The sequence below is a fragment of the Microcoleus sp. Pol11C3 genome (genome assembly GCF_036701485.1).
Classification (GTDB): domain Bacteria; phylum Cyanobacteriota; class Cyanobacteriia; order Cyanobacteriales; family Microcoleaceae; genus Microcoleus.
In genome coordinates, this window is the sequence record NZ_JAUBQW010000059.1 from 25,054 (window position 1) to 35,623 (window position 10,570).

The window sequence follows — 10,570 nt, forward strand, 5'->3', positions numbered from 1 at the left end:
ACGATCGTTGTAGCAAATTGTTTGTAGTGCGGACTTGGCTGATTGCGTTCAATCTACCGGATATCAGATTAATCAGCAATCGCGCATTGTCAAATTTTACAGTTTATTCTTAGTCTTCACCCGCAAATACAGCTCTTCCATCGCCTCAATAAACGAACCATCCTTGTGCCAAAACGGTGGAAAATCTCCCTGTTTCTTGACTACGATCGCACTTACCCCACTTGGCGCTGCCACCTCAATCGTCTGCGGTAATCGCTTCGCACCATGCCAAAACTCTTTCAGGCTGACCGTTTGCGCCTCACTGGCGATCGCCTGCGTGTAATAGGAATCCACCGCCACAGGGGCCGCTGCATCAGCCGTCAACTCCGCCGCCAGCGCCAAGCCTAAAGGCGTTTTTGCTAATTCGCGGTGCAGCACTTCCTTAGAAAGCCCCCGTAATTCAAACAGTAAAAATGGATCTTTGTCCAATTCGGCCGCCACCAAATAATAAACTCCGGCAATATGTTTGCAGGGATTGCTATAGTCTGGGCAAGAGCAAGTAGTCTTAAAGTCCTCGCGACTGCTGGGTAAAAGGTGCAATCCGAGGGGTGCAAAAGCCTTTTCAATATTGTCGGGCATTTCGTTGAGCAGCAGCCGAGAAATGAAGCTGGCTTTTGATGCCATTTGGGCGATCGCCACTTTCCACTTTGCCTGACTAATCGGCTCAAACTCAATTTTAGTTTTGTACAGAGGCTCCTTATAAACCCCAAAATAAGGATTAACCGAGCCTCTCACTTCTGCCATCACTAACCCATCATTAATTTTAAAGCTTTTTACCTTGTCATTCCGCGCATAGGAACGTCCCCGTCCGAGTCGCCCAGAATCGGTAAATTTTTCCAGCCCCTCGATAAATTTATTGCCCCACCAAGTCCGAGTAAATTGTGACATAAGCTGTTCTGCATTTAAATTGTATATTTCGATGACAATCAAAAATCCTCTCCCTCTCTCCCCCTCTCCCCCTCTCCCACTCTTATGTTGTTTCTCCTAATCTAGAACCGCATTTTTATTGAGCCTAATTAATTTTTTAAATGCCTCATTATCCAACTCAGTCAACCACGACTCATCCGCACCAATAATTGACCCTGCCAATTTCTTTTTGTCCTCAATCATTTGGTCAATCTTTTCTTCCAAAGTGCCAATTGCCACAAACTTATGCACAAACACATTTTTTTGCTGTCCGATCCGAAACGCCCGATCCGTTGCCTGATCTTCCACTGCCGGATTCCACCAGCGATCGAAATGGAATACGTGATTGGCTTTTGTCAGCGTAATTCCCACGCCGCCAGCCTTCAGTGACAGAATAAATACCGAAGGTTCAGACTCTGGATCTTGAAACTCTGAAATCATCCGTTCCCGTTTTTCGCGACTGGTTCCCCCGTGGATGTAGTAAGTGTTGTAATGTAGCGTTTGTTTAATGTATTTTTCCAACGCGCTTCCCAGTTCTGTAAACTGCGTAAATACCAATAAACTTTCGCCTTCTGCTTTGACTTCCTCTATCATTTCGATCAGCCGTTCCAATTTGTGCGATCGCTCTGGTGTAAACTCACTTTCATCTTGCAAAAACTGGCGCGGATGGTTGCAAATTTGCTTCAGCTTCAGCAGTGTCGCCAAAATCATCCCCTTGCGCTTCATCCCTTCCGTCGCGTCAATTTCTTGTTCTACCTCTTTGACGATCGCTTCATACAGCGAAGCTTGCTCGCGAGTGAGATTGCAGTAGAGTTTTTGCTCAACTTTGTCGGGGAGATCCTGAATAATCGACTTGTCGGTTTTTAGACGCCGCAGAATAAAAGGTTCTACTAATTTTTTGAGCGCTGCCGATTGCGTGCGATCGCTATTTTTTTGAATCGGGATCTCAAACAACTTCCGAAACTGCGCCTCTTTACCCAGATAGCCCGGATTGAGGAAATTAAAAATTGACCATAAATCCAGCAATCGATTTTCCACGGGTGTTCCAGTCAGCGCCAACCGATGGGTAGCAGGCAACTTTAAGATCGCCTTTGTTTGCGCCGCTTTCGGATTTTTAATATTCTGCGCTTCATCAATTACTAAGCGATGCCATTCTACACTGCTCAACAGCTTCTCGTCTTTGCGCGCCAAAGTAAACGAAGTAATCAACATATCGCAATTTTGGACGGCGGCTTTAAATTCCTTGGCATCTTGCAAGCGCCCAGGGCCGTGGTGAATCAGCGATCGCAATTCTGGAGCAAACTTTTCCATTTCCTTTTGCCAATTGCCAACTACGGAAGTGGGCGCAATTAACAGCGTGGGTAGAACCGCATTTTCAGTCTTTTTAGGAGTAGATAAAACTTCTTCCCGTTCTTGCAATAATCGAGCAATTACCTGAGCCGATTTACCCAAACCCATATCGTCGGCAAGACAGCCATTTAATCCTAGACTTTCCAAATAACTCAACCAAGAAACGCCTCGTTTTTGGTAATCCCGTAGCTTGCCCTGAAACTTTGCTGGATCTGCAATTAACTCTAACCGACTCTTATCGTTCAACTTCTCCAACATATCCGATAAAGCCCGATCGCGCTCCACCTCCAACTGTTCGCTCGCTTCTCCTTCTGCCGTCAACTTCATAAAGTCAATCAGGCTTAAATCGGGGTTTTCTTGGCGATGTTTTTTCCAAAACTCCAACATCTCCTGCATCTTGTCTTTGTCCAGTTCCATCCATTGTCCTCGGAACTGCACCAGCGGTGTTTTGCTATTTACTAACGCCTGCCATTCTTGTTCGCTAACCCGTTCACCCCCGATCGCCAATTCATACTGGTATTCCACCAAGGAGTCTGCCGAAAACAATCCCTTACCCTTGATTGCAGCGCTCTTGCTGCCCTTCCCTTTGACTTGCAGCCGAATCTTCGCCCGCTGTCGTCCCTTCGGCGTCCACCAAGCGGGGACAATCACTTTATATCCGGCATCTTCTAATACCCAAGCGGACTCGCTGAGGAAGGTGAAGGCATCATCTAAGCTGAGGGAAATGTTAACCGGTTTGTCGGTTTCTAGCCCTTGCCAAAGTTGGGGATAAATGCGGGCAGCGTAGCCGAAATTTGTCAGCAAATGTTGCTCAAAGTTGTCGCCGAATTGTGTTTGCAACTGTTTTTGTTGAGTCGATCGCGATCGCCAATAATCCTGCAACGGCATCCGCAGAGATGGGTCTTTTTTCGCAGCCACCTGAAACTCTAAAACCCAAGGCTGTTCGGGGTTTTCGGGGGATTGTAGTTGAAAGCAGAGGGAGAATGAGTCAGCGGCTTGATTGCGCGTAATGCGATCGCGCCAAGTCTGCCATTGCCGATATTGCTCTAGGCTGACTCCCTTGATTCCTGGTTTTTGGTTGAGGCAAATTTCGAGTAAAGAACCCGCAATCTTATTTTCAAAACTTGCTGGGATGGGGGTTTGAGTGACAATTGCTCTAAGCGAACACTCTGAAAAATGCCGCAGCAACCGTTCGCGATCGTAGAACTTTGGTGTATCTTGTAGCTGGATCTTCCGAAAACCGGACACACAAACTAAAGGCATCCATTCAACATAGCGTTGTAAATCAGTTTCGTACTGTGTTGAAACAATTTCCCATCCCGGATAAATCTCAAAGCTGGGTGCAATTTTGGCAGGTGTTTTTGGAGTTTTTGCAGTTGTTTTGGTTTTTGTCTCGCCCGCTTTCTTACGCCCGCGCGTGGCTTTCTCAGCGGGTTCGGATGTTTCGATGGGTGCGATCGGAGCAGTTTCTCGATAGCGCAACGCCGGAATATAATGATCTTTCAGAACAATTTGCTTAAAAAATTGGGTGTAGTGATACCAAAATAGCAAGTCTGAACCAAACTGAACTTCTGCTAAATCGTAGAGGGCAAAAAAATGCAGATCGTTCAATACTTTAGTCAAAGTGTGGGTGGCGATGGACACACAATCAACTTCCCAATACTCCAACTCAAATGTTTCGGGTAACTCTGTCTCTAAATATCGCGCTAACTCTAAAGATGGTAACGGCTGGTTATCGGCAGTGGGGAGTAAAAAATACCTAGGGGCGATCGCGTATTCTAGCCCCATCGCACTTGTATTGCTGACTGGTGGCAGTTGAATCCCGGCTTCTTTCGTTAGAAACTCTCTTAACTGTGCCGTCTTCAGTTGTCGGGGATGAACCTTAGCAGGCTGTTTTTTCTTTTGAGTGGTTTCAACCCACAGACAAAAAGTTCCACCTTGAACAAAACTTTCTTCTGTTTGAGGAATCCAAGTGCCGTGGAGGATTTTCATAGGTCATACCAAACGCAACCTTTGGCAGCCTATCATATCATGAATGAGTGGGAAAAGATAACTGCCTCCAAATATTACACAAGTTGAATGTCAACAGTTAACAGTTAACCGTCAACTGTTAACAAACACATAACTAAGTCTCTGTATAACCTTGGATATTTTCCGGTTCAAACTGCCGCAAAATATTCGCAGCTTTCCCAGTCAAATCATCAGTACCCTTAACCGCAATCAAAAACTTGCCCGCATTCAAACGGTTGCGGTAGGGCAAAGCATCGCCGCTACCAAAAGCCATACCGCCCGCGCCTCCAACAAAAACACTGCCCATCGCAGCGGCGATCGCACCGAGTACGCCACCGATCGCGTGATCGCCAATTTCCCCCGCCCAAGCGAAAGTTTTCAACTCAGTCATGAGACTGAAAGTAACGCCAGCAATAAAGCCAAAGGGAATCAGCCAAATAGCCATGAGTTTAGCTTGTTTCTTCGCTTGCTGGTTAGGGTCGATCAAGCCAAATTCATCAGCAGTTTTGTAGCCGCGGCCCAAAATGCTCACTTGCTTCATAGGCAAGCCTTCTTTTTCCAGAGCACAGTAGGCAGCTTCGGCTTGAATTCGATCGGGCAGTACGGCGATAAGATAATTCATTGACGACAATTCCTGATAGTTAGGTTCAGATACCCGGAATTCATTATAGCCTGAAAAGACATACTAGCTAAGCAGTTGAGGGATTTCCAGACTTCTGCCAAGTCCGATCGCCCGCAAAGCTAAAATATTTCATGCAAAAAACGGCCGACCTTGACCGAATACAGATACAATTCAAACTGCACAAAGGCAAGCTTGAGCTGAGCTGTTAGATACTGCTCTAAGTCTAAGTCTCAACTTTGAGCTCGCCAACGCTCGGCCTATTTTTAACTATTGCACTCAATTGCTTGCTATGCCTAAAGTTCTAGTATCCGATCCGATCGACCAAGCCGGAATTGACATCCTCTCCCAAGTCGCGCAAGTTGACGTAAACACAGGACTCTCAGCCGAACAACTGGTAAAAATTATTCCAGATTACGACGCTTTAATGATCCGTTCTGGCACCCAAGTTACCAAAGAAATCATAGAAGCCGGGAATTCACTCAAAATCATCGGCAGAGCCGGCGTCGGCGTAGATAATGTCGATGTACCCGCCGCTACCCGCAAAGGAATTGTAGTCGTCAATTCCCCCGAAGGCAACACGATCGCCGCCGCCGAACACGCGATCGCCATGATGCTCTCGATGTCCCGCCACATCCCGGAAGCTAACGCATCCGTCAAAGGTGGTAAATGGGAACGCAACCGCTTTATCGGCGTAGAAGTTTACAAAAAAACCCTCGGCATCGTCGGTTTGGGCAAAATCGGCTCGCACCTCGCCACCGCAGCCAAAGCAATGGGCATGAAACTGCTGGCCTACGACCCCTTCATCTCCACCGAAAGAGCCGAACAGTTGGGCTGTCGCTTGGTAGAACTAGAACTGCTGATGCGCGAATCCGACTACATCACCCTGCACATCCCCAAAACGCCGGAAACCCTGCACTTAATTAACGCTGAGGTGCTGTCGAAAATGAAGCCCACGGCCCGGATAATTAATTGCGCTAGAGGTGGCATCATCGATGAAGCAGCCCTGGCAGAAGCGATAAAATCAGGCCAGATTGCCGGTGCAGCGATCGATGTTTACGAACACGAACCGCTCGAAGCTGATTCTCCGCTGCGGAATGTCGGCCAAAACATCGTGCTAACGCCCCACTTGGGAGCATCCACAGCGGAAGCTCAGGTGAATGTGGCGATCGACGTTGCCGAACAAATTCGCGATGTACTGTTGGGATTGCCGGCGCGATCGGCTGTCAACATACCCGGCATTTTCCCAGACTCGATCGAAAAACTCAAACCCTACCTGCAACTCGCCGAAACCCTCGGCAACCTCGTCAGCCAGCTAGCCGGAGGCCGAGTCGATTACCTCAACGTTCAACTCCAAGGCGAATTGGCCAGCAACCAAAGCCAACCCGTAGTCGTCGCCGCCCTCAAAGGCCTGCTCTCCCAAGCCCTGCGAGAGCGCGTTAACTACGTCAACGCCAGCATTGAAGCCAAAGAACGCGGAATTCGCGTCGTCGAAACCAGAGACGCCTCAATTCGCGACTACACAGGCTCTCTGCGCCTCTCCGCCAAGGGAACTCTCGGCGAACACACCGTGACAGGTGCAGTGCTCGGCGAAAGCGAAATTCGGATTACCAGTGTTGACGATTTCCCAGTCAACGTTTCCCCCACTCACCATATGCTGTTTACCCTGCACCGCGATATGCCGGGGATTATTGGCAAAATTGGTTCCCAATTGGGCAGTTTTAATGTCAATATTGCCAGTATGCAGGTAGGCCGTAAAATCGTGCGAGGCGATGCGGTGATGGTTTTGAGCCTTGATGACCCTCTACCAGAAGGGATACTGGCCGAGATCCTAAAAGTTCCGGGAATTCGGGATGCTTACACAGTAAATCTTTGACGGATTTTGGAGTTTAGATTTTGGATGCCAGGGCTGATAATTGGTAATGGGTAATTGGTCATTGGTCATTGGCAAGAAAGCGGGAATTTTTCTATTAGCCAATCCTCCTTCTTCATTCCCCAGTTCCCAGTCTCCAGTTCCCCTGGCCCCATCTAAAATCTAAAATCTAAAATCTAAAATCGTTATGGCACATAGCTGGTGGGAAATTAGAATTCTTTGCGATCCGGCGCTGGAAGATATCATCTTTTGGCGTCTGGAACGATTTAACTGTCGGGGAACTGCTACGGAGCTCAAAAGCAATTCTTGCCTGATGTCGGCTTATTTGCCCGAAGAACAGGCAGGATTGCTGGATTTGGCTGCTCTGTCTCTATGGCTGCGTCAAGATGCTCTGTGTGCAGGTTTGCCCCTACCTGCGATGCAGTGGGATTTGATTGAAGACGAAGACTGGGGCAGCACTTGGAAGGAGCACTGGCAGCCTCAAGAAGTGGGCGATCGCTTTTTAATTAATCCGGCCTGGCTGCCCCTACCAACTGATACAGATCGCCTCATTTTGCGTTTAGATCCCGGTGTGGCCTTCGGTACTGGTGCTCACGCTACTACTCAACTTTGTCTGGAGTCGCTGGAAATGCGTCTCGGTTTTGATGACAGCAAGTACGTAGTTGCCGATATCGGCTGCGGATCTGGTATTTTGTCGATCGGCGCTGTGTTGTTGGGCGCTACAAAAGTTTATGCTTTGGATACCGATCCTTTGGCAGTGCGATCGACCATTAGTAACAGACAACTCAACCGCGTTAATTCTCAACAGTTGGTTGCAGAGCTCGGAAGTATCGATCGTTTGAAAGAAATGGTCGATGAGCCGATCGACGGTTTGATCTGCAACATTTTAGCAGAAGTAATCATTGATTTAATCCCGCAGTTCACTGCAATTAGCAAACCCACTACTTGGGCCGTGCTCAGCGGCATTTTGCTAGAACAAGCTAAGCCAATTGCTGACACTCTCGAACAGCACGGCTGGATTGTGGCTACTCTGTGGAAGCGCCAAGATTGGTGCTGTTTTAATATTCGGCGTAGTTAACAATATGGTAATTCCTAATTCCTAATTCCTAATTGGTAATTTTGAGTTCATGTTTCATCTTTGGGCAGTGAATTTAAATAAATCTCGTACCTGAAAATAAACCGCGCCAGCCCAGTAAAAAGCATTCACCAAAATCAACAACGTTTTTCCAGCATAAGAATTAACCAAACCAAAAACGCGGTAACTTGACAGCAGCACTAACAACATTTCCACCAAAGAAACAATTGACCCGTAGTGCTTCCTATCCCAATAAGAAATCGGACTGATAAAACGGTAATTGCTGAACGGAAAAAAGTGTCGGTGAGCGTCGTCATTGTGGACAGGCAAATCTCCCAGAGAGTGCAGGATCATGCTAATAAATAGAATTTGCACGCTTTGCCAGCCGAAGTAATAAGCAATTAGCCAACCAATAACCGCAAGGGGAATTGAATGAAACAGAGCCACAATATTTTGCACAAAAGGCTCATAATATGCTTTTGACCAAATTGTAGCTGCAGGCAAGCGAGCAATGTATTTCGCCCAAAAGTAAAATAAAAATATCGGAATATCCGGCAAAATTCCGCCGATCGCGATAATGAGATTAGCTTGCGGCAGTTGCGGTTTGCCGAGAATTGCGAGATTGATAATAGCGTGGCTGGGAGTCTTCATCAGTAGGGTGCGTCAACTAGGATTATTTTATTCATAATGAATCAGATATTAACTGACGCACCCTACGTGTGAGATAATTGGCTCGTACTACAAGAAAGGTTGCACTCGATCGATCAACTGCGCCGCTTGCATCACACCCTCAATTCGATCGACCTCAGCGCCATTTTTGAACAACACCAAAGTCGGCAAAGCATAAATGTGATGCTGCGACGCCAACTGTTCGTACTTATCCGTGTCAATTTTGACAACCATCAGCTTGTCTTTCATCTGACCACTCACTTGCTCCAAAATCGGTGCCATCATCTGACAAGGCCCGCACCAAGTAGCGTAAAAATCTACCAACACCGGCAAGTCAGAGCCGGATACTAACTCCTCAAAACTGCTGAACTGTTTTTGAACTGCCATAAGACAAAATAATTTTTTGGGTTCTGGCTCGATTTTAGTGCAAAATTCTCTGGTAGATTGCGAGGATACAATTATGGAATTATTACCAGAGACTTTTCAGAGATTGCGGGGTCAAGTTGCTGTCGTGACCGGTGCGTCGCGGGGAATCGGCCGCGCGGTTGCTTTAACCCTAGCAGCAGAAGGCGCTAAAGTCGCCGTCAACTATGCCAGTTCGAGTGCTGCTGCTGATGAGGTGGTAGCAGAAATAGTCGCTGCTGGAGGAGAAGCTGTGGCGCTTGCAGCAGATGTCTCGAAAACTGACCAAGTAGATTTACTCACCAGTAATGTCATGGAAAAATGGGGACGGATTGACATTTTGGTGAACAATGCCGGTATTACTCGCGATACTTTGCTGCTGCGGATGAAGTTGGAAGATTGGCAAGCGGTAATTGATTTGAATTTAACTGGCGTGTTTTTGTGTGCGAAAGCTGCGAGTAAAATCATGCTGAAACAACGAAGCGGCCGAATTATTAATATTGCTTCGGTTGCTGGACAAATGGGCAATCCCGGACAGGCTAATTACAGTGCGGCGAAAGCTGGGGTAATTGGGTTTACTAAAACTGTGGCGAAAGAGTTGGCGAGTCGCGGGATTACTGTGAATGCAGTTGCACCGGGTTTTATCACTACAGATATGACTAAGGATGTCAAGTCTGATGAGATTTTGAAGTATATTCCGCTGGGGAGATATGGGGAAGTCGAGGAAGTTGCGGGGATGGTAAAGTTTTTGGCGGCGGATGCGGCGGCGGCTTATATTACGGGGCAGGTTTTTAATGTGGATGGGGGGATGGTGATGGCTTAGGATTTGGGTTTTTTTTAACCGCAGATATTGCACAGGCAAGATGCCTAGATATCGCACAGGCAAGATGCCTGTGCCACGATGAAAGCGGATATCTGCGGTTAATAATTATTTTAGGGCGGCACGCAACTGACTGAGGACTTTTTGGTATTTTGCAATGCGTTGAAAATCTGCCTCTGTTGGATTGGCGATGCGACGCAGATCGAGGTTATGAGTAACATCAGCGATTTTGACTCGCAGTGCGATCGGGTTGGCAATCACACGTTCTAAATAAGCTGCATAAGCTTCTCCTTCTATTTTGGTAATCGCCTCGATCGCCGAGACTAACACTTCAGGAAAACCTTCGGTTCTAAGTTGCTCAAGTGTAAGTTCAGAATCTTCTACCGCATCGTGTAGAACCGCTACGATTTTCTGCTCTAGAGAATTTACATTTTCCATCACAAATAGCGGATGAGCGAGATAGGGGTTGCCTGCCTTATCAACCTGTCCCTCATGAGCTTTTGCTGCGATCGCGATCGCTCGTTGTAGTAATGATTGGTAATCTGAATTCGTATTTGACAACATAGTAAAGAAGTTCTCTATTAAAGTTTCAGTCCCCTCGCGGGGAAAAGGTTTTGTGGGAGTTTTTATTTTAAATATTCCTGCAACAATTTCCAAGCCATTTGAGTACCTTCCCCGGCGTTGACTTTTTCAAAATCTACATCTTTTCTCAAAACTACCAAACCCACACCCATTGGTGACAAGTTAAGGCTCAAAGCCAGTTGTCAAGGGGATTTTCGGAGGTAGCTCAAAGAAAAAAGGTTCTCC

10 protein-coding genes are annotated in these 10,570 nt (G+C 47.0%); 3 read left to right on the plus strand and 7 right to left on the minus strand.

Annotated features, from left to right (window positions below):
• Nucleotides 1-96 precede the first annotated feature (96 nt).
• The 3 genes from QUA40_RS15075 to QUA40_RS15085 all read right to left on the minus strand — a co-directional run bounded on the left by QUA40_RS15075 (nucleotide 97) and on the right by QUA40_RS15085 (nucleotide 4,927).
• The gene (locus tag QUA40_RS15075; protein WP_333127138.1) at nucleotides 97-927 is read right to left on the minus strand and encodes an SWIM zinc finger family protein; all 831 of its coding nucleotides are present in this window, start codon (nucleotides 925-927) and stop codon (nucleotides 97-99) included.
• A 96-nt stretch (nucleotides 928-1,023) separates the two neighbouring features.
• A complete protein-coding gene (locus QUA40_RS15080; protein WP_333127140.1) occupies nucleotides 1,024-4,287 on the minus strand; it encodes a DEAD/DEAH box helicase in 3,264 nt (1,087 codons plus the stop codon).
• A gap of 133 nt (nucleotides 4,288-4,420) precedes the next feature.
• The gene (locus tag QUA40_RS15085; RefSeq protein WP_333127142.1) at nucleotides 4,421-4,927 is read right to left on the minus strand and encodes a hypothetical protein; all 507 of its coding nucleotides are present in this window, start codon (nucleotides 4,925-4,927) and stop codon (nucleotides 4,421-4,423) included.
• A 289-nt stretch (nucleotides 4,928-5,216) separates the two neighbouring features.
• Here QUA40_RS15085 and serA point away from each other — a divergent pair, with 289 nt between their 5' ends.
• Both serA and prmA read left to right on the plus strand, forming a co-directional pair.
• Nucleotides 5,217-6,800, plus strand: coding sequence for a phosphoglycerate dehydrogenase (serA, locus tag QUA40_RS15090; protein ID WP_333127144.1), 1,584 nt, complete (start codon nucleotides 5,217-5,219; stop codon nucleotides 6,798-6,800).
• A gap of 184 nt (nucleotides 6,801-6,984) precedes the next feature.
• Nucleotides 6,985-7,875 (plus strand): 50S ribosomal protein L11 methyltransferase, encoded by an 891-nt coding sequence (prmA, locus tag QUA40_RS15095; RefSeq protein WP_333127146.1) that lies wholly within the window; start codon nucleotides 6,985-6,987, stop codon nucleotides 7,873-7,875.
• A gap of 54 nt (nucleotides 7,876-7,929) precedes the next feature.
• On the opposite strand, the gene QUA40_RS15100 is transcribed toward prmA, so the two are convergent.
• Both QUA40_RS15100 and trxA read right to left on the minus strand, forming a co-directional pair.
• The gene (locus tag QUA40_RS15100) at nucleotides 7,930-8,523 is read right to left on the minus strand and encodes a hypothetical protein (protein ID WP_333127148.1); all 594 of its coding nucleotides are present in this window, start codon (nucleotides 8,521-8,523) and stop codon (nucleotides 7,930-7,932) included.
• 87 nt (nucleotides 8,524-8,610) lie between these two features.
• Nucleotides 8,611-8,928: a thioredoxin gene (gene trxA, locus QUA40_RS15105; RefSeq protein ID WP_333127150.1), complete on the minus strand. Its 318-nt coding sequence runs from the start codon at nucleotides 8,926-8,928 to the stop codon at nucleotides 8,611-8,613.
• Nucleotides 8,929-9,001: 73 nt separating this feature from the next.
• Between trxA and fabG the strand changes: the two genes are divergently transcribed.
• On the plus strand, nucleotides 9,002-9,766 hold the full coding sequence (gene fabG / locus QUA40_RS15110; protein WP_006634175.1) for a 3-oxoacyl-[acyl-carrier-protein] reductase: 765 nt from the start codon (nucleotides 9,002-9,004) through the stop codon (nucleotides 9,764-9,766).
• A gap of 105 nt (nucleotides 9,767-9,871) precedes the next feature.
• Here the strand turns inward: fabG and QUA40_RS15115 are convergent, their stop codons facing one another.
• Together QUA40_RS15115 and QUA40_RS15120 are read right to left on the minus strand one after the other, a co-directional pair.
• A complete protein-coding gene (locus QUA40_RS15115; protein WP_333127152.1) occupies nucleotides 9,872-10,327 on the minus strand; it encodes an HD domain-containing protein in 456 nt (151 codons plus the stop codon).
• 62 nt (nucleotides 10,328-10,389) lie between these two features.
• Nucleotides 10,390-10,518, minus strand: a complete 129-nt coding sequence (locus QUA40_RS15120; protein WP_333127154.1) for a hypothetical protein — start codon at nucleotides 10,516-10,518, stop codon at nucleotides 10,390-10,392.
• Nucleotides 10,519-10,570: the final 52 nt, after the last annotated feature.